A 24,890-nucleotide genomic window follows, 5' to 3' on the forward strand; every position below is an offset into this window, starting at 1 on the left:
GGTTAAGCGATCGATAACGGTGCCTCGTCCCCTCCCGCGATAGTACGGCTAGCGCGTTTCGCGCTGGGGAACATTCGCCACCAATGGCAAAACGCGGTAGGGAACAGGTGTGTCGAGGGCGATGATCGAAGAAGTCCTGAGAACTCCCTGAACTTCGACGATCTGGTCGATCACCCGCTGCAGATCGGCGTTCGTCCGCGCCACCACCCGGCAGAGCAGGTCGCTGCCGCCGGTGATCGTGTGGACCTCCAGCACCTCGGGGATGTGGGCCAGCCGGTGCGCCACCGGGTCGTGCCCGGCGACCTGCCTGATCTCCATCGTCACGAACGCGGTCACGTCGTAGCCGAGCGCCACCGGCGAGATGTCGGGCCCGAACCCGGTGATCACTCCCCTGGCGATCAGCCGGTCGAGCCGGGCCTGCACAGTGCCGCGGGCCACGCCCAGCCTGCGCGAGCACTCCAGCACGCCCAAGCGCGGCTCGGCGGCCAGGAGGGCGATCAGCCGGGCGTCCAGTTGGTCGATCGTCATGGTGTACAGATCTCCTGCCTTACGCGCGGATAGGCCGTACATATTGTCTAGTCAAAAAAGTGACTGTTGCTCAACTCGTCCAGAGAATCCAAGTATTGATGCTATGACTGATGTCTTTCCGGTAAACGGGATGCACGCCGTGGTGTTCGCCGTGGGCAACGCCAGGCAGGCGGCTCACTACTATTCGACCGCGTTCGGTATGCGGCTGGTGGCCTATCACGGGCCGGAGAACGGCAGCCGCGACGAGGCGGCCTATGTCCTGACCTCGGGGAGCGCCAGGTTCGAGTTCCGGGCCTCGATCCGGCCGGGGACCGACCTGGCCAGGCACGTCGCCGAGCACGGTGACGGGGTGATCGATTTGGCCATCGAGGTTCCGGACGTGGAGGCCGCCTATCGGCACGCCGTGGAGCAGGGGGCCAGTGGGCTGGCGGAGCCGTACACGCTGGAGGACGAGCGGGGCAAGGTGGTGCTCGCGGCGATCGCCACCTACGGCGAGACGCGGCACACGCTCGTCGACAGGACCAACTACAGCGGCGCCTACCTGCCCGGGTACGTGGCCGCCGAGCCGCTCGTCGCCCCGCCCACGACCAAGTCCGGACGGCTGTTCCAGGCCATCGACCACTGTGTGGGCAACGTCGAGCTGGGCCGGATGGACGAGTGGGTGGAGTTCTACAAGCACGTGATGGGCTTCACCAACATGGCGGAGTTCGTCGGTGACGACATCGCCACCGAGTACTCGGCGTTGATGTCCAAGGTCGTGGCCGACGGGAGCCGCAAGGTCAAGTTCCCGCTGAACGAGCCGGCCGTGAGCCGCAAGAAATCGCAGATCGACGAATATCTGGAGTTCTACCGCGGGCCGGGCGTACAGCACGTCGCGCTGGCCACCAACGACATCCTGACCACGGTCGACCACATGCGCGCGGCCGGGGTGAGCTTCCTGGATACCCCCGACTCCTACTACGACGACCCCGAGTTGCGCTCGCGCATCGGGCGGGTCAGGGCGCCGATCGAGGAGCTGAAGAAGCGCAAGATCCTGGTCGACCGCGACGAGGACGGCTACCTGCTGCAGATCTTTACCAAACCCGTGCAGGACCGGCCCACGGTCTTCTTCGAGCTCATCGAGCGGCACGGCTCGCTCGGGTTCGGCAAGGGCAACTTCAAGGCGTTGTTCGAGGCCATCGAGCGGGAGCAGGAGCGAAGGGGCAACCTTTAGACCGCGCCGCGGTTGCCCTGACAGGGCGGGGACGCTGCGTCGGCAGCTTGCTGGACCTAGGCTGGATTCTGTTCGACCCGCGCCAGCAGGCTCCATATGCCAAAGCCGCGAAGACGGTCGTGGTCAATGCCTGACTCCGCGTAGAATTCCTGTCACTTAGCGAAGGGAAGAGCGCAGCCTATGGGGTTTGACCAGCGCAGGGCCGCTTCGCTCGTGGCGCTTCTGAGCATCCTCGCCTGCGCGCCGTCCAACGGCGCCATGGCGCCCACAGCGGCCCGGCCGGTGAGCGGAGACACGGGCGCGCCCGGCATCGGCGACCCCGACTTCCCCCTTGACGGCAACGGCGGCTACGACGTCTCCCACTACGGCCTCGAGCTCGGCTACACGCCGAGCAGCAAGCACCTCGACGGCGTGGCGACGATCAAGGCCACGACCACGCAGGCGCTCTCGCGGTTCGACCTCGACCTTTCCGGCCTCGACGTGAGCGAGGTCACGGTCAACGGGGAGAAGGCCATCTTCTCGCGCAACGGCACCGAGCTCGGTGTGCTGCCCGCCACGCCGCTGGGCAACAAGGCCGACTTCACCATCAAGGTGGCCTACTCCGGCGTGCCCAAACCGATCAAGGACTCCACCAACCTCGGCACGTTCGGCTTCGTCCCGACGCCCGACGGCGCGTTCGTGGCCTGTGAGCCCGACGGCGCCAAGACCTGGTATCCGGTCAACGACCACCCAGCCGACAAGGCGGCCTACGACTTCGCGATCACCGTGCCCGACGGCGTGACCGCGCTGGCCAACGGCGAGCAGGTCGGCGAGCCCACGACCGCCGAGGGCAAGACCACGTTCCGGTGGCGCGAGCGGCATCCGATGGTGAGCTATCTCGCGACGGCCACGATCGGCAAGTTCGAACTGCGCAAGGGCCGCACGCCGGGCGGCATCCCCAACCTCGCGGCGGTCGATCCTAAGCACCGCGCCTCGCTCGACGACCTCTACAACATCTCGGGCGAGGTCACCGACTACTGGAGCAAGGTCTTCGGGCCCTACCCGTTCTCCTCCACGGGAGGCATAGTCGACGACTTCTCGGCCGGCTACGCCCTGGAAAACCAGACCAAGCCGCTCTACGGCGGCTTCGAGCCCGACCAGAGCATCATCGCGCACGAGCTGGCCCACCAGTGGTTCGGCGACAGCGTGAGCATCAAGCGCTGGCGCGACCTGTGGCTCAACGAGGGCTTCGCCACCTATGCCGAGTGGCTCTGGGCCGAGCACAAGGGCACCAACACCGCCGACCGGCTCTTCCAGACCTTCTACAACCGCGCCGCGAGCGAGCCGATGTGGAAATATCCCCCGGGCCGTGCCCAGCCCAAAGACCTGTTCAACGATTCGGTCTACACCCGGGGCGGGCTGACCCTCCACGCCCTGCGCAAGGCCATCGGCGACGAGACCTTCTTCACGCTGCTGAAGACGTGGACGTCTGACCACAAATACGGCAACGTCACGACGGACGAGTTCATCGCGCTGGCGGAGAAGCTCTCGGGCAAGGATCTCAAGCCGCTGTTCGACGCCTGGCTCTTCCAGCCGACCAAGCCCGACGCCTGACTGCCTGAGCGCGAGGCTCACAGGCTGAGCGCGAGGCTCACGGGGCGCCGGGCGTGCCCGTGGCGGCCGAGAAGACCAGGACGGACGCCGTGAAGCCGTGCACGTGGTTCTGGCCGCCCACCGGGCCGACCTCGCCCGCGGCGAAGAAGCCCGCGATCCCGATCGGCCCGAGCGTGTCGCGCAGCGCCACCGGATCGTGGTCGGCGGTGCCGAACATCGCCGACCCCCGGCCGTTGCAGGAGAACAGCAGCGCGCCGTCGATCCGGCCGAGCTCCTCCCGGTGGGCGTCGAGCAGGTCGTAGAGGTCCTCGTCCGCAGTGGCCGCGTCGCGCACGTGGAAGCGTACGGTCCTGCCGACGTCCACGACGTCGCCGATGGCCACAGCCTCGCGTTCCGGGTCGATGCCGATCACGCCTCTGATGAGGAAGTCGCCGCGTTCATGCCGTTCGGCGTACTCGTCCATGGCCACGCCGATCTGCAGGCCGGCGGCGACCAGTTCGCGGTCGTCCTCGTCGAGCTCGCTGACGATGTCCTCCAGCCGGGCCAGGGCCGGCTGGCCGGCCAGCTCCAGCAGCAGGTTCTCCTCGGAGCGGGTGACGACCATGGTCGGGCCGATCGGCCGGCAGCCCTGGCTGACCACTGTGCTGACCCGTACGGAGCCGCTGAGCAGCACGCCGATGGCGCCCTCGGTGTAGATCTCGCCGTCGGCGAAGAGCCGGACCGACCCCCGGCCCCGCATCCCGTTGGCCAGCCCGCCGATCAGCGGCAGATTACCCAGCACGTCCACGGAACGCTCCACGAACGCGTCTGTGGGGAAGGTGTACGGATCGGCCAGCAGGATCGCCACGTGATCCTCCGTCGTCCGCTCCGGCAGCCCCACCACCACGAACCGGTCCTCGGCGGTCAGCGTCTCCAGCGCGAACGTGGTCAGCTCGGCCCCGTCCAGCGTGGCCGCCCACGCGCTCACGGCGGACGTCAGCTCGACCCCCTGCCCGTCGCCGATCACGCCGGTGGCGCTGCAGCCGATCACGTGGGCCTCAGGGGCCAGCCTCATCGCGCACTCCCCCGCCCTGGCGACCTCGTCCGGATCGTCGCCGCAGATGAAGAAGCACACCAGGTCCGCCTCGCCGCTGAGTCTCGACAGGGCCTGACCGACAGCACGCTCCGCGGCCTCCACCAGGTCGGAACCCACGGCGAGGCCGTCGGCGAAGCGGCTCGTCATCACAGCCACGGATCTCGCCTCCTCAGCGGGTCGAAGTTCCCTAGGAACCGATTCTCCCCATTAAAGGAACAAGCACGCGCACGAACCGTCACGCAATAGTCAAGATCCGAAATCTCCGCCAGATGCGAAAGTGTCTGCCGCAGTGGTCCCAGGGGACGTAGTCTCGTTCCCGTGCATCAGCCTCTAAATATCCGCGAGCTGCGAGAGAGCGGTCACGTTCATCGCACCGTGAAAGCAGAGGTCCGCGAAAACCTGCTGGCCAAGCTGCGGGCCGGTGAGCCCCGTTTTCCAGGCATCGTGGGCTTCGACGACTCCGTCCTGCCCCACTTGGAGCGGGCGCTACTCGCCGGGCACGACCTCGTCCTGCTCGGTGAGCGGGGCCAGGGCAAGACCCGACTCATCCGCACCGTCACCGGGCTGCTCGACGAGTGGACCCCGGTGGTCGACGGGTGCGAGATCAACGACCATCCGTACGCGCCGGCCTGTACGCGCTGCATCGCGCTGGCGCGGGAGCTGGGCGACGAGCTGCCCGTGGCGTGGAAGCATCGCGACGAGCGCTACGGCGAGAAGCTCGCGACCCCCGACACCTCCGTCGGCGACCTGATCGGCGACGTGGACCCGATCAAGATTGCCGAGGGCCGGACGCTCGGCGACCCGGAGACCGTCCACTATGGGCTGGTGCCGCGCACCAACCGGGGCGTGTTCTCCGTCAACGAGCTGCCCGACCTGGCCGAGCGCATCCAGGTGTCGCTGCTGAACGTGCTGGAGGAGCGCGACATCCAGGTACGCGGCTACAACCTGCGCCTGCCGCTCGACATCCTGCTCATCGCCAGCGCCAACCCCGAGGACTACACCAACAGGGGCCGGATCATCACCCCGCTGAAGGACCGCTTCGGCGCCGAGATCCGTACCCATTACCCGCTGACGGTCGAGGACGAGCTGGTGCTCATCCGCCAGGAGTCCATGCCGGACATCGGGGCGGACATCCCCGAGCACCTGGTGGAGGTGATCGCCCGGTTCACCCGCCTGGTCCGCGAGTCCACCGCGGTCGACGCCCGCTCCGGCGTGTCGGCGCGGTTCTCGATCGCGGCCGCCGAGACCGCCATGGCCTCCGCCGTACGCAGGGGGGCGATCGCCGGCGAGGAGCAGGCCGTCGCCCGCGTCTGCGACCTGACCAGCGTCGTCCACAGCCTGCGCGGCAAGGTGGAGTTCGAGGTCAGCGAGGAGGGCAGGGAGACCGAGATCCTCGCCCACCTGCTCCGCCGGGCCACGGCCGATACGTTCAGGAGCCGGTTGGGCGGCATGGACCTGTCGCCGCTGACGGACAAATTCGCCGAGGGCAACCAGGTGGAGTCCGGCGAGCTGATCCCGGCCGCCGAACTGCTGCGCCGCATCGGCCCGGTCAGCGGCCTGGCGAAGGTCATGTCGCGGCTGGGCATGGGCGAGGGCGAGGAGTCGCCGGGGCACGCGGCGGCCGCGCTGGAGTTCGCCCTGGAGGGCCTGTATCTCATGCGCCGCCTGTCCAAGGACGACGTGGACGGGGTCTCCGTCTACCGGACGTGAACATTCGGGCGGTCTCACACGTCGAACGTGATGAATTGATCACGCCGTCGGGGGAGACCGCCCATGCGTCTGCTTGTCTGTGCCACCGCCCTGAGCGCCACCGCCTTGTGCGCTTTCGCCGTACCAGCCAACGCCGCGGACACCAAGATCGTGTACGGGTACGCCTGGGCGGCCGGGGCGACCGAAATCCGCATCACGCCCATGACCGCCACGTACCGCAAGCCGCTCCACACCTTCAAGGCCGTCACCGGCGCCAAGGAGTTGCGGCTCGACTACGCCAAGGCGGCGTTCCGGCGAGTGACCGTCGCCTGCGACCTCAAGGAGACCGAGGGGCGCGTGGCGATCGACCGCAAGGGCCTGGGCACCACCGTCTGCAAGGCCGACGCCTTGACCGACAAGCTGGCGTCCGGGCCCGCGCCGGTCCGCGTCGAGTATCGCGGTGCCGAGGCCGTCAAGATCAATGAAGTGCTCGCCAAGTGGCCTGAGTCGCGCACCGTCCGCGGCACGGTCAAGCGGGTGGACGACACGACGGTCCTGTTCACCGGGGCGGGCAGGACGCTCAAGCTCGGCTACACCAACCTGATGTCGTTCGCCAGGACCACCAAGCGCTGCGGCGACGGCTGGCTGGCCGGCAAGCCGGTCAACGCCGACAAGCACGGCCTCGGCAAGAAGGCGTGCCAGAGCCGCGACTTCACCAAAGCCCTCAAGTCGGTCAAGCATCCGGTGCTCGTACAGGTCGATTACGTGCCGGATGTCAACGAACTCTCCGGTGTGCGTGAGGTCTTCGGGGACGCGTAGCCCCCGTTCTCGGGTTAGCGTGTGTTCGTGATGGCCTACCGCTATGGCGAGTACAACGATGGCCCCGACCCCCTCGCCCCGCCGTACGACGTGCGCGCCGCGCTCGACGAGATGGGCGACGCCATCCTGTCCGGCTCCACCCCCGTGCACGCCCTGCGCGACCTGCTCAAGCGCGGGCTGCCCGGGGCCCAGGACCGCCGGGGTCTCGACGACATGCTCAGAGAGGTACGACGGCGCCGCAGGGACCTGCGCGAGAGCGGCCGCCTCGACGGCACGCTGGAGCGGGCCCGGGCGCTCCTCGACAAGGCCATCGGCCAGGAGCGGGCCGAGCTGTTCCCCGACCCGTCCGACGACGCGCGGCTGCGCGAGAGCGAGCTCGACTCGCTGCCCGACGACACGGCCAGCGCGATCCAGCAGCTGACCCCCTACGAGTGGCGCTCCGCCGCCGCCCGGCAGACCTTCGAGGAGCTGCGCGACCTGCTGCGCCGCGAAGTGCTCGACAGCCAGTTCAGAGGGCTGCGCGACGCGCTGGCCCAGCCGGACCCGGCGGCGATGGAGCGCGTCCGGCAGATGATGTCGGACCTCAACGACATGCTCGACAAGGACGCCAGAGGTCAGCACACCCAGCAGGACTTCGATGCGTTCATGAAGGAATACGGCGATCTCTTCCCGGAGAAGCCGCGTGACCTCGACGAGCTGGTCGACGTCCTGGCCCGGCGGGCCGCCGCGACCCAGCGCATGCTCGCCTCGATGACCCCGGCCCAGCGCGAAGAGCTGGCCAACCTGATGAGCCAGACGCTCGACCAGGCGGGCTTGTCCGACGAGATGCGCCGTCTGGGCGAGTCCCTCCAGGCCCGCCGGCCCGACCTGGCCTGGGACACCCCCGAACGGCTGACCGGCGAGGAGCCGCTGGGCATGGGCGACGCCGTCACCGCCCTGGAGGAGCTGGCCGACCTCTCACAGCTGGAGACCTCGCTCCGCCAGGACTATCCGGGCGCCCGGCTCGACGACGTCGACGAGTCCGCGGTCCGCCGCGCGCTCGGCCGCTCGGCGGTCGACGACCTGGAGGCACTCAAGCGGATCGAACGCGAGCTGGAGGAGCAGGGCTACCTCCTGCGCCGCCGGGGCAAGCTGGAGCTCACCCCCAAGGCCGTCAGGAGGCTCGGCGAGACGGCGCTGCGCCGGGTGTTCGCCTCGCTCGACGCGGGCCGGCGCGGCGACCACGACCAGCGCGACGCGGGCTCGGCCGGAGAGCTGACCGGCTCGTCACGGCCCTGGCGCTTCGGCGACGAGCAGCCGATCGACGTGGTCCGCACGCTGGTCAACGGCGTCCGCAACGGCGGCGTCCAGTCCGAATCAGGCGCCGTACGCCTCTCCGTCGACGACTTCGAGGTGGCCGAGACCGAGCGGCGCAGCGCGGCGGCCGTCTGTCTGCTGGTCGACCTGTCCTACTCGATGGCCCTGCGCGGGACCTGGGCGGCGGCCAAGCAGACCGCGCTCGCCCTCCAGGCGCTGGTCGCCTCCAAGTTCCCACAGGACGCGGTGCAGATCATCGGGTTCTCCAACTACGCGCGGGTGCTGCAGCCGGACGAGCTGGCCGGGCTCGACTGGGACATGGTCCAGGGGACGAACCTGCACCACGCCCTCCTCATCGCGGGCCGGCACCTGGATCGCCATCCCGACTTCGAGCCCGTCGTGCTCGTGGTCACCGACGGCGAGCCGACGGCCCACCTGATGCGCAACGGGCACTCGGCCTTCGAGTGGCCGCCGTCGCCCGAGACGCTGGAGCTCACGCTGGCCGAGGTGGACAAGATGACGCGGCGGCGGGCGACGCTCAACATCTTCATGCTGGCCGGCGACGACCGCCTCAAGGAGTTCGTGGACGAGGTGGCGCGGCGCAACGGCGGTCGCGTGTTCTCACCCAGCGCGGATCGGCTGGGCGAGTACGTGGTGAGCGACTTCCTACGGGTACGCCGGTCCCGCTGAACGCGGGCTTGATGTCGTAGCGCGCGTCTTCAGGCGCTCAGGCGTCGACGAGAGGCGCGTAGAAGTCGAGGGCGACGTCGAAGCCGTCGCGGCAGTTGCGGTGCGAGCGGTAGCAGGGGCGCCAGGCGGAGCTGGCGCCCACGCCCGTGCGGGCGTCGCTCAGCGCCGGAGGCACGCGCTCGGGCCGGGGCAGCAGGCCACCCCCCAGGTAACGGACACCGTCGAGCTGGGTGTGCTCGCCACGGCCGCCGGAGACGAAGCCGCCGAGCCGCCACCCGCTCTCCTCGTCCCACACCAGCGCGCTGCCGTCCGCCAGTCGGACGGTCGCGCCACGCGGCTCGCAGGGGCCCTCCCACCAGTCGGCGACCTCGGCTCCGAGCAGGTCGACGACCCGCTGCACGTAGCCGGTCGGCTGCTGCAGCCACTCGTCGGTATACGGCTCGACATGCCTGATGGCCACGGACGGCACCCCCTTGTGCCCAAACGGTAAGGAAAAAGCGACGGTGGTCAACCATACCGGCGCTGAACTTATTCCGTTGCCAGAGCGTCTAGTCATTACGGACGATATTTACGTCCGACACGGGGAAGGAGGGGGGCTCCATGATTGCCATGATTCTTCTGATCGTGCTCATGGTGGTCGCGATCGCGGCCACCGAGCTGATCATGCGCTGCTCCTCAGAGAGTAAACAGAGTGTCGAGTCCACGGGCGAGATCGTCGGGGACTAGTCTCCTACGCATGTCGCCCCTGCTTCTCTGGCTGCACATCGGCTTCGCGATCTTCACGATCGGCCCGCTCACGGCGGCCACCATGGCCGCTCCGCGGGCCATCCGCGGCAAGAACGTGCCCGTCCTGCAGAACATCCAGCGGACCACCCGGATCTACAGCATCGGTTCGCTGGGTGTGCTGATCTTCGGGCTGGCTGTCGGTATGTCCCTCGACGGCGGTGTGCTCGGCAAGTGGTACATGACGGCCTCGATGACGCTGTTCATCGTGGCCATCGTGCTGCTCGTCATCATCGACCGCGACCTGCGCGCCGCCGTCAAGGTCCTCGAAACCGAGACCCCGGACGACGACGCGAAGGTGCAGAACGGCAGGATCGCCGCCATCAGCGGGTTGCTGTCCCTGATCTGGCTGGTGATCCTTTTCCTGATGGTCGTACCGGGTTCCTAACCGAACGACCGGGCTCCTAGCCGAGCGCCTGCGTGAGGTCGGCGAGCAGGTCGTCGACCGTCTCGATGCCGACCGACAGCCGCACCAGGTCGGCGGGCACCTCCAGCGGCGAGCCGGCCGCCGAGGCGTGCGTCATCCTGCCCGGGTGCTCGATGAGCGACTCGACGCCGCCCAACGACTCGCCCAGCGTGAACAGCTTCGCCCGGTTGCAGACCTCGACCGCCTCGGCCTCGCCGCCCGTGACGCGGAAGGACACCATCCCGCCGAACCGCTTCATCTGCTTGGCGGCCACCTCGTGCCCGGGGTGGTCACCCATGCCCGGGTAGAGCACCTGCGTCACGCGCGGGTGCGCGAGGAGCAGATCGACGATCCGCTCGGCGTTGTCGCAGTGGCGGTCCATCCGTACACCCAGAGTCTTGAGCCCGCGCAGCGTCAGCCAGGCGTCGAACGGCCCGGCCACCGCGCCCATCGCGTTCTGGTGGAAGGCCAGCTCCGCGCCGACCGACTCGTCGGCCGCGATCAGCGCGCCGCCGACCACGTCGGAGTGGCCGCCGACGTACTTGGTGGTGGAGTGCACGACCACGTCCGCGCCCAGCGCGAGCGGCTGCTGCAGGTAGGGAGAGGCGAAGGTGTTGTCGACGACCAGCAGCGCCCCGTTGTCGTGGGCCAGCTGGGCGAGCGCGGCGAGGTCGGCGATGCCGAGCAGCGGGTTCGTCGGCGTCTCCACCCAGATGATCCGCGTCTTCTGGGTCATCGCCGCGGCCACGGCGTCGAGGTCGCCGAGCGGCACCGGATCGTAGTGCAGGCCCCAGCGCTCACCGACCTTCGCGAACAGCCGGTACGTGCCCCCGTAGGCGTCGTTGGGGATGACGACGTGGTCCTGCGGCCTGCAGAGAGCGCGCAGCAGGGTGTCCTCGGCCGCCAGGCCCGACGCGAACGCCAGCCCGCGCGCGCCGCCCTCGACCGCGGCCAGCGCCTCTTCGAGCGCGGTCCTGGTCGGGTTGGCCGAGCGACTGTACTCATATCCGGAACGCAGGCCACCCACACCGTCCTGCTTGTAGGTGGACGTCGCATAGATCGGCGGCACGACCGCGCCGGTAAGCGGGTCAGGCTCCTGACCTGCGTGGATCGCCAGGGTTTCGAAACCGTTCGTCATAGGCCCACGGTAACGGAAGCGGCCCGCAGCCCGTTCCCCAACGGACCGCGGGCCGAGGCGGGCGCCGTCCCCAACCGCGCCCGCGTGGCTCGCGCGTCATGCCCCACGCGAGCCGGGTCTCAGGCCGCTTGAGGCTTCTTCCTGTCGCCACCTGCCCGCGGTGCCAGCGGAATGACATCGGCGTCACGTGCGGGCACCTGGATGTGGCGGCCGCTGCCACCCTCCGCGTGCTCCCCGTTGATGCGGGAGAGCAGCACCGGGTCGGCCAGCGCCAGCAGCAGACCCACGACCAGACCGACACCCAGTAGTACGAACCCAAGGACAATCATTTTCCCGTCCCCCTTCCGGACATGTATCAGCATCGTCGACGGCCCCCCGCCGCCGCCTCCACTGAAGGGCCGGTCCTCGGCGAGCCTCCTCAGCCGAACGGTCGATGCCCGCCATCCGACTTGCGGCTTAGGCTCCTAGGGGTGGGGGAAGCCAAGCACGTCGTCTATTGGATCCGCCGGCTGAGCGACATCGCGGCGATCGGCTGGCTGGCCATGATGCTCCTCATGGACCTCGCCATAGCCGCCACCAGGGGCGGCGTCCAGTGGCTCGTACCGATCTGCGGGGTCGTGGGCGTCGCGGCCGCGATCCTGCGGCGCCGTTTCCGGGTCGAGACGTTCGTCGTCGTGCTGGCCCTCTCGCTCGCCTCCTCGCTGGTGATCGCCGTCAGCGGGTTCGTGGGCGTACCCGGCGCGGCGGAGACCGGCGCGCTGATGATCCTGACGATCGGCGTGCTGCGCCACGTCGAGCCGGTCAGGCGGGCCGCGGTGTTCGGGGGCGCCGCGCTGGTCGTCCTCATGGCCGAGGGCACCTCACGCGATCCCCAGAACAAGCTGGCCTTCTCGTTCATCCTCTTCACCGCGTGGACGATGATCGCCGCCGTCGGCGGCTACCTCCGCTTCCAGCAGGAGCGCCGCAAGGAGGCCGTCCATTCCGTACGGCGTGCGGAGCGCCTGGAGCTGGCCAGGGAGCTGCACGACCTGGTCGCCCACCACATCACCGGCATCGTCGTACAGGCCCAGGCCGCCCGCACGGTCGCCGCCATGAAGCCAGAAGCCGTGCTGCCCGCCCTCGACGCCATCGCCGGCGCCGGGACGGACGCGCTCACCTCGATGCGGCGCCTGGTCAGCGTGCTGCGCGCCGAGGACGAGGCCGCCAGGACCCCCGGCACGTCGCTGGCCGATCTGCGGCTGCTGACGGAACGGTTCTCGGCGAACGGGCCGCGCGTCGCGTTCGAGATAGGGTCCGGCATCGACGACCACACCCTGGCGCCGGAGGTCATGACGACGGTCCACCGGGTGCTGCGGGAGGCGCTCACCAACATCCGCAAGCACGCGCCGGGGGCCGACTGGGTCGAGGCCGAGCTACGCCGGTTCGACCAGCTCGTACTGCTGCGCATCCGCAACTTCGGCTCAGCCGCCGACCCCCGGCTCTCGCGCCTGGGCGGCGGGTTCGGGCTGGTCGGGATGGCCGAGCGGGTGGAGGCACTGGGCGGCCGCCTCTACGCCGGGCCCGGCTCCGACGGTGCCTGGGAAGTGGTCGCGGAGTTTCCGACGTCCTGAGGCGTGCGCGGCGTCGTACTCCGCGCCCATCGCGGCGCGCAGCCTGGCGGTGATCCGGTCGACGTCGGCCCGCTCGGGGGCGGGCAACGGCACACCCACCGCCTCTCTGAGCGCAGCGGCCATGCCGAGCATCCCGGCCGCCTCCCTGAGCGCGGCCGACACGCCGAGCATCCCCGCCGCCTCCCAGTACTCCTCGGAACGGCTCCAGCCGGGCGTCCCCGCCGCTTCCCTGTACCCGCCGGAACGACTCCCTCGGACCTGTAGCCCCTTCCCGGTCTGCTCGGCCCGTCGTCCGTTCCCGGTCTGCTCGGCCCGTCGTCCGTTCCCGGTCTGCTCGGCCTGTTGTCCGTTCCTGGTCTGCTCTGCCTGTTGTCCCTCCCCGGGGTGCTCGGCCGTGAGTGACAGCGCGCCCGCCAGCCCTTCCAAGGCGAGCGCGACCGCTCTCGGGTCCCCGGTGGCTCGGGCCGCCTCGTAGCCCTGGCGCTGCCTGGCCAGCGCCGTCCCGGCGTCACCGCGCTGCTCGGCGGCGAACCCCAGCTCGGCCAGCACGAACGCGATGCCGGGCGTCCCCCGCACCTCACGCAGCCAGCCGAGCCACGGCGTCAGCAGCCCCTCCGCCCGCACGTAGTCGCCCTGTCGCCTGGCGCTCAGTGCCAGCCCGAGCACGGCATGCTCCTCCGCGGCCTTGTAGGACTGCTCCACGGCCAGCAGTCTGGCCCGCTCGTGGTAGTGGTCGGCCCGCCCATAATGGCCCGCCAGGAGGGCCACACGGCCCAGTCCGGCCAGTTTGAACGCGACCTCGAAGCCGAGCTCCTCCGCCAGCCGCAACTGCTCCTCGCGCAACCTGGCGGCCTCGGCGTAGTCACCCCGTATCTCGGCCAGCCGGTCGAGCGCGTCCATGGCCTCCAACCGCCCCCACGCGTCACCCAGCTCGACGAACAGCTCCAGGCTCCGCCGCCCGTCCCGCTCCATCGCGGCCAGGTCCCCCCGGCCGACGGCCAGCTTCGCGCGCAGACTGAGCGCGGCGGCGATCCCCCAACGGTCGCCGAGCGCCTCATAGGCGGCCAGTGCCCGGCTCGCCGCCGCTTCGTGCGCACCATGATCGCCGTACGCCCAGCGCACGTGGGTCAGAAACCAGTCGGCCAGTGCCCGCCCTCCGGCGTCGAGCCCGGCCACCCGCACCGGCGGCGCCACCTCCCCGACGGACAACGCCATCCCCGCCAACCACACCGACGCCACGGCCGCCCGCCCGACGGACTGATCGGTGGCCGGCGCGGCCGGGACGCCTCTGGAGGCGGGGGCGGCACCGGGCGCCGGGGCGGCGTTGGACAGGGCGGTGGCCAGGGAGCGGCGGGCCTCGCCCATGCGGCCGCGTAGGAACCAGTACCAGGCCAGCGCGTTGACCAGACGGAGCGGCTCCGGGCCCGCCAGGGCGAGCCGCAGGTTGGCGGTCTCGGCGTCCAGGCGTTCGAGCCACTGTCTCTGCCCCGGGCCGCGCAGGTCCGCCCGTTCGGCCAGCGCCGTGTAGTAGCGGGCGTGACGTACGGCGATCCGCCCGTGCTCCCCCGCCTCCGCCAGACGCTCGGCGCAGTAGACCCCGACGGACTCCAGCAGCCGGTACCTGGGTCCGGCGGACACCACCACCAGCGAGCGGTCGACCAGACGGGCCAGCACGTCCACCACGTCCACGCCGGGCTCGGCGCAGACCACCTCGGCCGCCTCCAGCGCGCACCCGTCCGCGTGTACGGCCAGCCGCCGCAGCACGACCCGCTCGTGGTCGGACAGCAGGTCCCAGCTCCAGTCGATCACCGCCCGAAGCGTGCGCTGACGTGAGGGGGCGTCCCGCATGCCAGAGCTGAGCAGGCGGAACCGGTCGTCGAGCCGCTCGGCCACCTCCCGCGCACCCAACGCCCGCACGCGTGTCGCGGCCAGTTCCAACGCCAGCGGAAGGCCGTCGAGCCGCCGGCAAATGGTCGCGACCGCCTCACCCACCTCGTTCGACTCACTCGCCCTGCTGGTCGCGTCTGTGGGGGTGGCGTTCGGCTCGTTCGGCTTGCTTCCGGCGCGGATGGTGAAGAGGCGTACGGCGTCGGGCTCGGTCAGCGGCGGTACGACACGGACGCGCTCGCCGGTCACCCGGAGCGGTTCCCGGCTGGTCGCCAGGATCCGCAGCCCTGGGGCGGCCCGTAGCAGTGCGGAGATCAGCTCCGCCGCTTCCTCCACCAGGTGTTCGCAGTTGTCGAGTACGAGCAACGCGCGCTTGGTGGCCAGGGCGGTCGCCAGCCTCGGCGGCAGTGGCGCGGCGTCGTCGTCGCGTACGCCGAGCACGTCCGCGACCGCCTCGGCCACGTCCGTGATCCCGCCCAGCTCCACCAGCCACACCCCGTCGGGGAAGGCAGCACTTGCGTCGGGGAAGACGGCGCCGGCGTCAGGGAAGGCTGTGCTGTCGTCGAGGAGGGAACGGGCGGTTTCCAGGGCGAGGCGGGTCTTGCCGACGCCCCCAGGCCCGGTGAGCGTCACCAGGCGGGCGGCGTCCAGCAGGTCGCGGGCCTGGGCGACCTCCGCGTCCCTGCCGATCAGCTCCGTAAGCGGCGACGGCAGGTTGGAGCGGGGCGGCTTGGCAGCGGGCGGAGGGTCCCGCCGGACGAGCGAAGGATCCTGCCGCAGGATCGCCTCCTGGAGTGCCGCCAGCTCGGGCGTGGGGTCCAGGCCCAGTTCCTCCGCCAGCCGCTCGCGCAGCTCCCCGTAGCTGGCCAGGGCCTCGCTCTGCCGACCGGCCCGGTACAGGGCCGTCATGTGCTGGGCGCGCAGACGCTCGCGCAGCGGATGCCGGGAGACCAGGTCGGCCAGGTCCACGTCCTCGCCCAGGGCGAGCCGTACCTCCGCCTGCTCTTCGAGGGCGGCCAGGCGCAGCTCCTCCAGACGCGCGATCTCCGGACGGAGGAACTCCTCGTCGGCGAGGTCGGCGTACGCGGGACCGCGCCACAGACTCAGCGCCTCGTGAAGCTGGGCGGCCCGCTCACGCGGATCCGCGGCACGCTCGCCGACGAGCTCGCGGAACCGGTCGGCGTCCAGCGCGACACCGAAGCGGCCCTCACTCAGCGCACCACGAAAGCGGCCCGCCTCCGGGGGGACACCGAAGCGGCCCTCGTCCAACGTGTCACGAGAGCGGTTCGCGTCCAGCACGGCACCGGAGTGCCCCACCTCCCGTCGGCCCCTGGCCCGAGAAGGGTCGGCGAGCGCCAGGCGGTAGCCGGCCGGGGTGTGGACGATCGAGCCGGGGTCACCCAGGGCACGGCGGAGCTGGGAGACGCGTGCCTGGAGCGTGCCGACGGGATTGCGGGAGGGCCGCTCCCCCCACAGGTCGTGGATCAGCCGGTCCATCGAGACCGGCCCGCCCCCGTGAGCCAGGAAGTCGGCCAGCAACGCCCGCATCCTGGGCTCCGTCACCTGGATCGGGCGGCCGTCGTCCGTCCAGACCGCCAGCGGCCCGAGCACCCCGAAACTCACCACGTCAGAGACAACCCTTGACGCGCTCCCCGGGATGCATCCCGGGGATTCCGCCTGTGCCGCATGGTGTCATGCGACATTTCGGTGGCTTCCTGCTTCTTCGGCCGTGCCCCGTGCCCGGCGCTTGCGCGCTGGGTGTGGGGTCTTACCTGCCTCCACAGGCGTTTGGGGTCTCCGCTTCCCGCCCATCTCAGGTTCAGGTTTCCGTCCAGCGGCGACCTGCCGCCTCCCAGCGGCCAAGATGTTGATCGCGGCGTTCACATCCCGGTCATGGCTCACGCCACAGGCGCACATCCACTCCCGGGCGTTCAGCGGCATGACCTGTGCCAGGTTCCCGCACGCCGAGCAGAGCTTGGAGGATGGATGGAACCGGTCGATCCGGGCGAAGGTGCGACCGTAGAGTTTCGCCTTGTACTCCAGCATGCCCACGAACGCCGACCAGCCCGCATCGTGCACGCTCTTGGCCAGCCGTGTGCGCGCCAGCCCGTTGACCGCCAAGTCCTCCACATAGATCGCTTGGTTCTCGCGAACTATCCGTATGGAGGCCTGATGGTGGAACTCCCGGCGCGCATCGGCGACTTTCGCATGCTGCTTGGCGACCTTGATTTGGGCCTTGGCCCGGTTCGCCGATCCTTTCTCCTTACGCGAGAACAGCTTCTGAAGGCGCTTGAGTTTCTTCTCCGCCCGGCGCAGAAACCGGGGCGAGTCGATCTTCCGGCCATCGGCCAGCACCGCGAAATGCCCCAGCCCCAGATCGATACCGGTCTCAGCCTCGGTGCGGGGCAACGGCCGTTCGGCGACGACGACCACGAAAGAGGCGAAGTAGCGGCCCGCCGCGTCTTTGATCACCGTCACGCTGGACGGATCGGACGGCAGGCGGCGGGACCAGCGCACTGTGATGTCACCGATCTTCGGCAGGGACAGTTTCCCGCCTGCCGTGATCGTGAATCGGGCGTTCCTAGTGAACCGGATCGCCTGCCGGTTATCCTTACGGGACCGCAGCCGGGGCGGGCCGATCTTCGGCCCCTTCCGCGTGCCGGACAGACTGGCGAAGAAGTTGCGGTAGGCCGCGCAGGCGTCGGCCAGGGCCTGCTGGAGCACCACCGCCGACACCCCGCCCAGCCACGCCCGATCGGGAGTCTGCTTGGCCTCGGTGATGACCTGCTTGGACAGCTCGCCATCGGTAATGAACGGCAATCCCTCGGCGTGGGCGTGGCGACGCAGCGCGAGCGCGTCGTTGAACACCACCCGCGCGCACCCGAACGCTCGCGCCAGCGCGATGCGCTGGCCGGGGGTGGGGTCCAGGCGGAAGGAGTAACGCAGCTGCACGGCCTTGATTCTACAGTTGGGTTATGGCCGACAACAGTGATATCCGGGCAGGCAGGCATTGTGTTTCCTGCTCCACGCCCATTTGGTTTTCGTCACGAAATTGCGGCATATGGTATTCACCGACGCCCACCTGACCCGCATGGAAGAGATCATGAGGGACGTGTGCGCCGACTTCGAAACCGAACTCCGAGAGTTCAACGGCGGCCACAACCACGTCCACCTCCTGGTCACCTTCCCACCCAAGATCGCCCTGTCGAAGCTGGTCAACAGCCTCAAGGGCGTCTCCTCGCGCAGACTGCGGCAAGAGTTCCCCGACCTGGCCGCCCACTACTACCGCGCCACCAAGTTGTGGTCGGGCTCCTACTTCGCCGGCTCCGCCGACAGTGCACCATTGTCGACCGTGCGCCAGTACATCGAGCAGCAGAATCGACAACTCTGAGCCCAGAGGACATCGGTTCGCCCGGCGGCGAATCGGCTGTTTCCTGCCACCGCTACGCGGGCCCGTCAGCTTCACACCCGGCCTGAAGACCGGGGCACTGCCGATGAACCCCGTAGCGAGGCGGAAGGATTTCCGTAGGGGGACGTCCGATGGTGGGGCTCATGAGTCGAGTGACAGTGATCGGAATGGGCCCGATGGGGTCGAAGATGGCGGAGACGTTCCTCGCGGCGGGCCACGAGGTGACCGTCTGGAACCGTACGAGGAGCAAGACGGACCCGCTCGTGGCCAGAGGCGCCCGGCGAGCGGACGAGGCGGCCGAAGGCGAGCTGCTGGTCATCAGCCAGGTGAGCTACCAGGCCATGTACGACAGTTTGGGCGACGCGCAGCTGGACGGGAAGGTGCTGGTCAACCTCAGCTCGGGCACCCCGGAGGAGTTGCGCGCGGCGGCGGAGTGGGTGGCCGGGCGGGGCGGCACGCTCGTCACCGGAGGGATCATGGTGCCGCCGCCGGGCATCGGCCTGCCCATGGCGTACACCTTCTACAGCGGCCCGAAGGAGGCCGTCGACCGGCACGCCGAGACGCTCAAGGCGCTGGCCACGATCACCTATGTGGGCGAGGACCAGGGCCTGGCGATGATGTACTACCAAGCGCAGCTGCTGATCTTCTGGTCCAGCCTGACCAGCTACATGCACGCGCTCGCGCTGCTCGGTACGGCTGGGGTACCGCCACGGGACTTCCTGCCGTTCGCCAGGGAGACGTTCACGCAGCTCGGGAGTGATGGGCCGATGGGGTTCGCCAAGATCTTGGCCGAGGAGGCCGAGGCCCGGGTGTATCCGGGTGAGCTCAACTCCCTGCACATGCAGGCGGTCGGCATGGACCACGTCGTCCACGCGCTGAAGGACGCCGGGCTGGAGACCACGGTGCCGAACGCCCTCAAGGAGCTGTTCGAGCGCGCCGACGCCGAGGGACGCGGCTCGGAGGGGCTCGGCACCGTGATCGAGTCGATCAAAAAGCCCTAGCGGTCAAGGCCCTAGTGGTTGGCGAGGAAGGCGAGCAGGTCCTGACGGGTCAGTAGCCCGGCCGGCTTGCCCTCTTCGAGCACCACCGCGGCGTCCGCCTTCTCCAGTGCCTCCACCGCGCGCGCCACCGACTCGCCGCTGCCGATCATCGGCAGCGGCGACGACATGTGCTCGGCGATCGTGTCCTCGGAGGAGAGCCGGCCGCGGTAGAGGGCTTCGAGCAGGTCGCGCTCGACGATGGAGCCGACCACCTCGGCCGCCATGACCGGCGGCTCCTCCTTCATCACCGGAAGCTGCGACACCGAGTATTCGCGCATGATGGCGATGGCCGTACCGACCGACTCGTGCGGGTGCACGTGCACGAACTCGGGCAGGCCCGCCCCCTTACGAGCCAGTACGTCACGGACCAGCCCCTCCTCGGACGAGGTGGTCAGGAAGCCGTAGTCGGCCATCCAGTCGTCGTTGAAGATCTTGGACAGGTAGCCGCGCCCGCCGTCGGGCAGGAGGACGACCACCACGTCCTCGGGCCCCGCCTTGGCCGCCACCTCCAGCGCCGCGACCACGGCCATCCCGCACGAGCCGCCGACCAGCAGGGCCTCTTCGCGGGCGAGCCGCCGGGTCATGTTGAAGGAGTCCTTGTCGGACACCGCGATGATCTCGTCGCAGATCTTCGTGTCGTAGGTGGCCGGCCAGATGTCCTCGCCGACGCCCTCCACCAGGTAGGGACGCCCCGAACCGCCCGAGTAGACGGAACCCTCGGGGTCAGCCCCGATGATCTTCACGCGGCCGTCGGAGATCTCCTTGAGGTAGCGGCCGGTGCCGCTGATCGTGCCCCCGGTGCCGATGCCCGCCACGAAGTGGGTGACCCGGCCCTCGGTCTGCTCCCACACCTCGGGACCGGTCGAGTAGTAGTGGGAGTCGGGGTTGTTGACGTTGGAGTATTGGTCGGGCTTCCAGGCGTTGGGCACCTCGCGGGCCAGCCGGTCGGACACCGAGTAGTAAGAGTCGGGGTGGTCGGGCGACACGGCGGTCGGGCAGACCACGACGTCGGCGCCATAGGCGCGCAGCACGGCGATCTTGTCCTGGGCCACCTTGTCGGGCACCACGAACAGGCACTTGTAGCCACGCTGCTGGGCCACGATGGCCAGGCCCACGCCCGTGTTGCCGGACGTCGGCTCGACGATCACGCCACCGGGCCGGAGCTCCCCCGACGCCTCCGCCGCGTCGATCATGCGGACCGCGATGCGGTCCTTGACCGAGCCGCCCGGGTTGAAGTACTCGACTTTGGCGAGCACCTGGGCGGGTAGGCCGGCGGAGACCTTGTGCATCCTGACGAGCGGGGTGTTGCCCATGAGCTCGACCAGGGAATCGTAAACGCGCACCGAGGTGTTCACCTTCTTTGCCGAAGCTTGGTCAGCTTGCCGAGGGCCGAGCTCCCGTGGGGGTGGCGGGCACTCGGCTAGTTTTCAAGGCAAACGCTACCGCCGTGTTCGGCCGAGGGGAGCACGCACGTGGTCTGGGCAGCGGGCACGGCGCGGGCAGCGCGCAAGATCGCGACGGCTGCGGCACTCGGCGGCGGCGGGCTGACCGCCCTCGGCGCCACCGCGTACGGCCTGCTGATGGCCGAAAGCCTGTTGGCCAGGAAGGTGATCGGCCGCCCGCACGGCATGGAGGGGCCGCCGTCCGACGGCGTCTACGGCGACTTCCCCGGCACCCCGGTCTCCATGGTCCTGCTGGGCGATTCCCTCTCCGTCGGCCTGGGGATGACCGATCCGGCCGGGACCCCGGGCGTGTTGCTCGCACACGGCCTGGCCTCCGTCGCCGAACGCCCCGTACGCCTCCGCGTGGTCGGCAAGTCGGGAGCCCCGTCGGCCGAACTCGCCGACCAGGTCGACCGGGCACTGACGGCGGAGCCCCAGCTGGCCGTGATCTTCGTCGGCGCGAACGACGTAACCACCCAGACCCCGCCCGCGGTGGCCGTACGCCACCTGAGCAAGGCCGTGCGCCGGCTGCGCGAGGCGGGCGCCGAGGTGGTCGTGGGCACCTGTCCCGACCTCGGCACCGTACGGCCCATCGCGCAACCGCTGCGCTGGGTGACGCGGCGCTGGAGCCGCCAGCTGGCCGCGGCCCAGACGGTCGCGGTGGTCGACGCGGGCGGGCGTACGGTCTCGTTCGCCGACGTCCTAGGGCCGGATTTCGCGACAAATCCGGGCGAGATGTTCGGACCCGATCGTTTCCACCCATCTGCCCGAGGTTACGCACAGGCAGCTTACGCAGTGCTACCTTCTGTATGCGCTGCGTTGGGATTGTGGCCAGAGCCTCGACCCGCGCGCGGCGAAGGACTGCAACCGATTTACCTCGCGGCGGCTACGGCCGCGGAGGAGTCCGGCACCGAGGTCTCCGCGACCACGGTCGCCGGGCGGGCGACGGGTCTCCACGGCAAGTGGGCGACGTTGTTCCGCCGCCGGCTGGGAGAGTCGCCCAACGACGCCTGATCCCGGTCACCCTCCGAACCGAAGCCGTCACTCCTCGTCCCTTTGGAGTGGATTGCTCGTGCTTCGGCCCCTCGCGAACGCCGCCCTCACTCTCGCCGGAATCCTGGCCCTGGCCGGCTGTTCCGACAGCGGCGCGGCCACGGCCCACTTCCCGACCTGGCACAACGACGAGATCGACGCGGTCAGCCGGATGTCGGCCGCGGGCGGGGTCGTCACGACCACCTCCATGAAGCCCGACGGTTCGCTGGAGACAGTCGCCGTCGACCTCACCCACGGCAACAAGCTCTGGGCCCAGCCGGCCACCATGGCGGGCCGCCTGCCCGGCATGGGGGTCTCCGCGCCCGCCATCGTCGAGACGGCCCCCGGCCAGGCCGTCGTCGTGGCGGTCGACCCGGTCAAGAAGGGCCGCTGGAACGCCACCGTCGTCGCCCGCGACGCGCGCACCGGCACACAGAAGTGGACGCGGCCGGTGCATTCGACGTTCGGCCCCCAGCGCTGCGGGCCCTACATCTGCCTGTCGGAGCACACCGCGCTCTCCACCGCCCGCGTGGTGGTGCTCGACCCGGCCAGCGGCAAGCAGATGTGGAAGCTGCCCGGCATCGCCGAGGTCGAGTGGTCGGATCCCGACCGGGTCCTGCTGCTCCGCCTGGCCGCCAACCCCATGATCGAGTCGTACGAGCTCAAGACCGGCAAGCTGCAGTGGCAGCAGCCGATCGAGCAGGCGCTCGGCCCCGGCATCGACATGTCGGGCGGATGGGCCTTCGGCGCGACCAGCGACAACCTGATCGGCTACGTCGCCCCCTACACCAACCCACGGACGAAGAAGGCCTCCACCTTCGGCCTGTTCTCCATCAAGATCGGCGACGGCACGATCAACTGGATGCGTCCCTCGGTCGTCCGCGTCTACCCCAGCGGCAGCCCTGGCTACGCCCCCGTCGTACGCCCGGTCGACCAGCAGGGCACCTACGGCGGCTTCGCCCGGCTCGACTCCGAGAGCGGCCGGGTCATCGGCCAGATCCCCGCCTCCGAGGTGCCCGGCTCCGGCTGGTGGCTGGCCTTCCCCGACCGCATGGAGAAGCTCGGCTTCCTCAAGCACGACGCCAAGGGCGCCGCCTTCGACCTGACGACGGGCGGGCCGGTCCCGGTCGAGGACCAGCGCGGCTGGTCCTTCTGCGTCACGGACCCCAAGCCGCTCCCGCTCCGCGGCCAGGCCCCCGGCTTCTACTCGATAGCCGCCGTCTGCGAGTACGACCTCGCGACCGGCAAGCGGCTCGCCTCCACGACGACCCCGCCCCCCTGGTTCACCGGCAGCCAGGACGGCTGGCGCCTCTGGCGTGACGAGAAAGGCGCCGTCCACGCCGTCAACGACGGCACGGCCACGGCACCCGGCATGTACGGCTGACGCCCCACCCACCGTGCTCCGCCACCAGGACTGGAATATAGTTCTAAAGGCCGACACAGGAGGATGAAGATGGCTGAAGCTGTGATCGTCGCTACCGCTCGCTCGCCCATAGGGCGGGCCTTCAAGGGTTCGATGAAGGACATACGTCCTGACGATCTCACCGTGCAGATGATCCAGGCCGCGCTCGCCAAGGTGCCGCAGCTCGACCCGACGACGATCGACGACCTCATGCTCGGCTGCGGCCTGCCCGGCGGTGAGCAGGGCTTCAACATGGCCCGCGTGGTGTCGGTGCTGCTCGGCCTCGACAACGTGCCGGGCACCACGGTCACCCGCTACTGTTCGTCGTCGCTGCAGACCACCCGGATGGCCTTCCACGCGATCAAGGCGGGCGAGGGCGACGTGTTCGTGTCCGCGGGTGTGGAGATGGTGTCGCGGTTCGTGAAGGGCAACTCCGACTCGCTGCCCGAGACCCAGAACCCGGTCTTCAACGACGCCATCGGGCGCAGCAAGGCCTCCGCCGAGGGCGGGCACAGCTGGCACGACCCGCGCGAGGACGACACGATCCCCGACGTCTACATCGCGATGGGCCAGACCGCCGAGAACCTCGCCCAGATCAAGGGCGTCACCCGGCGCGACCAGGACGAGTTCGGCGTCCGCTCCCAGAATCTGGCCGAGAAGGCGCTGGCCGACGGCTTCTGGCAGAAGGACATCACCCCTGTGACGCTCCCCGACGGCACCGTGGTCAGCAAGGACGACGGGCCGCGGGCCGGGACCACGTACGAGGGGGTGGCCGGGTTGAAGCCGGTCTTCCGCCCCGACGGCTCGGTCACGGCCGGCAACTGCTGCCCGCTGAACGACGGCGCCGCCGCCGTCATCGTGATGAGCGACACGCGGGCGGCCGAGCTGGGCATCACGCCGCTGGCGCGCATCGTCTCCACCGGCGTGACCGGCCTGTCCCCCGAGATCATGGGCCTCGGGCCGGTCGAGGCGTCGAAGCAGGCGCTGGCCCGCGCGGGGATGGCGATCGACGACGTCGACCTGGTGGAGATCAACGAGGCGTTCGCGGCGCAGGTCATCCCGTCCTACCGGGATCTGGGCATCGACCTCGACCGCCTCAACGTCAACGGCGGCGCGATCGCCGTCGGGCACCCGTTCGGCATGACGGGCGCGCGCATCACCTCCACGCTGATCAACAGCCTCCGCCACCACGACAAGTCGATCGGCTTGGAGACCATGTGCGTGGGCGGCGGGCAGGGCATGGCGATGGTCCTCGAACGCCTTTCCTAAGTCTCACGACCGGTGTTCCACGGCCCGGCGTTCTACGGCCGGGGCCGTGGAACGCCGGGAACTCGCCTCTGCCGTGGCAGTCCGGGCCGGCTCAGCCGCAGTGGCCCGGACCGACCTCAGCCGTGGCGGTCCGGGCCCGCCTTGGTCGGGGTCACACGGACCAGGACCCGCTTGTCGCGGACCATCGCCGCCTCGTAGTCCGGCCAGTCAGGGTGCTCGCCCGAGATCCCCCGGTAGTAGGCGATCAGGTGATCCATGGCCTCCGGGAGTGAGATGATCTCCGCCTCGCCCTCCACCTGGATCCAGTTTCCGTAGAAGGCATCCGTGAAGGCGCAGATCGTCACCTTGTTGTCGCGCCGGATGTTGCGCGTCTTGGCGGCCGTCTCCCTGGTGCTGATGACGAGGTAGCCCTCGTCGTCCACGCCCACCGACACCGGGGACATCTGCGGGCGGCCGTCGCCGTGCTTGGTGAGCAGCACCGCGCGGTGGTTGTCTCGCAGGAAGTCGCGTGCCTCGTCTAGGTCCATCCACCCATGATTCCGCGCCCGTACCGAGGGCACGGGCGCGGG

At 69.7% G+C, this 24,890-nt stretch carries 20 protein-coding genes and 2 pseudogenes; 13 read left to right on the forward strand and 9 right to left on the reverse strand.

Annotated elements, in window-relative coordinates; genetic code table 11:
• Window positions 1-48: 48 nt before the first annotated feature.
• Window positions 49-528, reverse strand: a complete 480-nt coding sequence (locus tag AB0L53_RS03885) for an Lrp/AsnC family transcriptional regulator (RefSeq protein WP_357944009.1) — start codon at window positions 526-528, stop codon at window positions 49-51.
• Between the two features lie 103 nt (window positions 529-631).
• Between AB0L53_RS03885 and hppD the strand changes: the two genes are divergently transcribed.
• Together hppD and AB0L53_RS03895 are read left to right on the forward strand one after the other, a co-directional pair.
• Window positions 632-1,741, forward strand: coding sequence for a 4-hydroxyphenylpyruvate dioxygenase (gene hppD / locus AB0L53_RS03890; RefSeq protein ID WP_363989822.1), 1,110 nt, complete (start codon window positions 632-634; stop codon window positions 1,739-1,741).
• A gap of 180 nt (window positions 1,742-1,921) precedes the next feature.
• Complete coding sequence (locus tag AB0L53_RS03895) at window positions 1,922-3,334, forward strand: M1 family metallopeptidase (RefSeq protein ID WP_363989825.1); 1,413 nt, start codon at window positions 1,922-1,924, stop codon at window positions 3,332-3,334.
• Window positions 3,335-3,371: 37 nt separating this feature from the next.
• Here AB0L53_RS03895 and AB0L53_RS03900 read toward each other — a convergent pair whose 3' ends face one another.
• The gene (locus AB0L53_RS03900; protein ID WP_363990354.1) at window positions 3,372-4,556 is read right to left on the reverse strand and encodes an FIST N-terminal domain-containing protein; all 1,185 of its coding nucleotides are present in this window, start codon (window positions 4,554-4,556) and stop codon (window positions 3,372-3,374) included.
• Window positions 4,557-4,727: 171 nt separating this feature from the next.
• On the opposite strand from AB0L53_RS03900, the gene AB0L53_RS03905 reads away from it, so the two are divergent.
• From AB0L53_RS03905 to AB0L53_RS03915, 3 genes are all read left to right on the forward strand, one after another.
• A complete protein-coding gene (locus AB0L53_RS03905) occupies window positions 4,728-6,119 on the forward strand; it encodes a sigma 54-interacting transcriptional regulator (protein ID WP_363989828.1) in 1,392 nt (463 codons plus the stop codon).
• Window positions 6,120-6,182: 63 nt separating this feature from the next.
• Window positions 6,183-6,917, forward strand: coding sequence for a hypothetical protein (locus AB0L53_RS03910; RefSeq protein WP_363989831.1), 735 nt, complete (start codon window positions 6,183-6,185; stop codon window positions 6,915-6,917).
• A gap of 30 nt (window positions 6,918-6,947) precedes the next feature.
• Window positions 6,948-8,903, forward strand: a complete 1,956-nt coding sequence (locus AB0L53_RS03915; protein WP_358542259.1) for a hypothetical protein — start codon at window positions 6,948-6,950, stop codon at window positions 8,901-8,903.
• A 37-nt stretch (window positions 8,904-8,940) separates the two neighbouring features.
• Here AB0L53_RS03915 and AB0L53_RS03920 read toward each other — a convergent pair whose 3' ends face one another.
• The gene (locus AB0L53_RS03920) at window positions 8,941-9,363 is read right to left on the reverse strand and encodes a DUF6292 family protein (RefSeq protein WP_363989834.1); all 423 of its coding nucleotides are present in this window, start codon (window positions 9,361-9,363) and stop codon (window positions 8,941-8,943) included.
• A gap of 140 nt (window positions 9,364-9,503) precedes the next feature.
• On the opposite strand from AB0L53_RS03920, the gene AB0L53_RS03925 reads away from it, so the two are divergent.
• Both AB0L53_RS03925 and AB0L53_RS03930 read left to right on the forward strand, forming a co-directional pair.
• Window positions 9,504-9,629 (forward strand): hypothetical protein, encoded by a 126-nt coding sequence (locus tag AB0L53_RS03925; protein WP_363989837.1) that lies wholly within the window; start codon window positions 9,504-9,506, stop codon window positions 9,627-9,629.
• A gap of 10 nt (window positions 9,630-9,639) precedes the next feature.
• Window positions 9,640-10,074: a hypothetical protein gene (locus AB0L53_RS03930; RefSeq protein WP_363989840.1), complete on the forward strand. Its 435-nt coding sequence runs from the start codon at window positions 9,640-9,642 to the stop codon at window positions 10,072-10,074.
• A 16-nt stretch (window positions 10,075-10,090) separates the two neighbouring features.
• Here the strand turns inward: AB0L53_RS03930 and AB0L53_RS03935 are convergent, their stop codons facing one another.
• Both AB0L53_RS03935 and AB0L53_RS03940 read right to left on the reverse strand, forming a co-directional pair.
• Complete coding sequence (locus AB0L53_RS03935; RefSeq protein ID WP_363989842.1) at window positions 10,091-11,230, reverse strand: cystathionine gamma-synthase; 1,140 nt, start codon at window positions 11,228-11,230, stop codon at window positions 10,091-10,093.
• A gap of 119 nt (window positions 11,231-11,349) precedes the next feature.
• Entirely contained in the window at window positions 11,350-11,559 is a 210-nt protein-coding gene (locus AB0L53_RS03940; RefSeq protein ID WP_357651650.1) for a hypothetical protein, read from the reverse strand.
• Window positions 11,560-11,700: 141 nt separating this feature from the next.
• Between AB0L53_RS03940 and AB0L53_RS03945 the strand changes: the two genes are divergently transcribed.
• Entirely contained in the window at window positions 11,701-12,840 is a 1,140-nt protein-coding gene (locus AB0L53_RS03945; protein WP_363989846.1) for a histidine kinase, read from the forward strand.
• Window positions 12,841-14,772: 1,932 nt separating this feature from the next.
• On the opposite strand, the pseudogene AB0L53_RS03950 reads toward AB0L53_RS03945, so the two are convergent.
• Together AB0L53_RS03950 and AB0L53_RS03955 are read right to left on the reverse strand one after the other, a co-directional pair.
• Window positions 14,773-16,275 (reverse strand): annotated as a pseudogene (locus tag AB0L53_RS03950) (BTAD domain-containing putative transcriptional regulator); the annotation flags it as partial.
• Between the two features lie 144 nt (window positions 16,276-16,419).
• Complete coding sequence (locus tag AB0L53_RS03955; RefSeq protein WP_363989849.1) at window positions 16,420-17,679, reverse strand: transposase; 1,260 nt, start codon at window positions 17,677-17,679, stop codon at window positions 16,420-16,422.
• 23 nt (window positions 17,680-17,702) lie between these two features.
• Between AB0L53_RS03955 and tnpA the strand changes: the two are divergent.
• A pseudogene (gene tnpA / locus AB0L53_RS03960) lies at window positions 17,703-18,118 on the forward strand (IS200/IS605 family transposase).
• A gap of 161 nt (window positions 18,119-18,279) precedes the next feature.
• A complete protein-coding gene (locus tag AB0L53_RS03965) occupies window positions 18,280-19,137 on the forward strand; it encodes an NAD(P)-binding domain-containing protein (protein WP_363989852.1) in 858 nt (285 codons plus the stop codon).
• Between the two features lie 11 nt (window positions 19,138-19,148).
• Here AB0L53_RS03965 and AB0L53_RS03970 read toward each other — a convergent pair whose 3' ends face one another.
• Entirely contained in the window at window positions 19,149-20,519 is a 1,371-nt protein-coding gene (locus AB0L53_RS03970; RefSeq protein WP_363989855.1) for a cystathionine beta-synthase, read from the reverse strand.
• 129 nt (window positions 20,520-20,648) lie between these two features.
• Between AB0L53_RS03970 and AB0L53_RS03975 the strand changes: the two genes are divergently transcribed.
• From AB0L53_RS03975 to AB0L53_RS03985, 3 genes are all read left to right on the forward strand, one after another.
• Window positions 20,649-21,632, forward strand: a complete 984-nt coding sequence (locus AB0L53_RS03975; protein ID WP_363989858.1) for an SGNH/GDSL hydrolase family protein — start codon at window positions 20,649-20,651, stop codon at window positions 21,630-21,632.
• Window positions 21,633-21,690: 58 nt separating this feature from the next.
• Complete coding sequence (locus tag AB0L53_RS03980; protein ID WP_363989861.1) at window positions 21,691-23,034, forward strand: PQQ-binding-like beta-propeller repeat protein; 1,344 nt, start codon at window positions 21,691-21,693, stop codon at window positions 23,032-23,034.
• Window positions 23,035-23,103: 69 nt separating this feature from the next.
• Window positions 23,104-24,321: an acetyl-CoA C-acetyltransferase gene (locus AB0L53_RS03985; protein WP_363989864.1), complete on the forward strand. Its 1,218-nt coding sequence runs from the start codon at window positions 23,104-23,106 to the stop codon at window positions 24,319-24,321.
• Between the two features lie 116 nt (window positions 24,322-24,437).
• Here the strand turns inward: AB0L53_RS03985 and AB0L53_RS03990 are convergent, their stop codons facing one another.
• Complete coding sequence (locus AB0L53_RS03990; RefSeq protein ID WP_363989867.1) at window positions 24,438-24,848, reverse strand: PPOX class F420-dependent oxidoreductase; 411 nt, start codon at window positions 24,846-24,848, stop codon at window positions 24,438-24,440.
• Window positions 24,849-24,890: the final 42 nt, after the last annotated feature.

Source organism: Nonomuraea sp. NPDC052129 (assembly GCF_040680095.1).
Taxonomy (GTDB): Bacteria; Actinomycetota; Actinomycetes; order Streptosporangiales; family Streptosporangiaceae; genus Nonomuraea.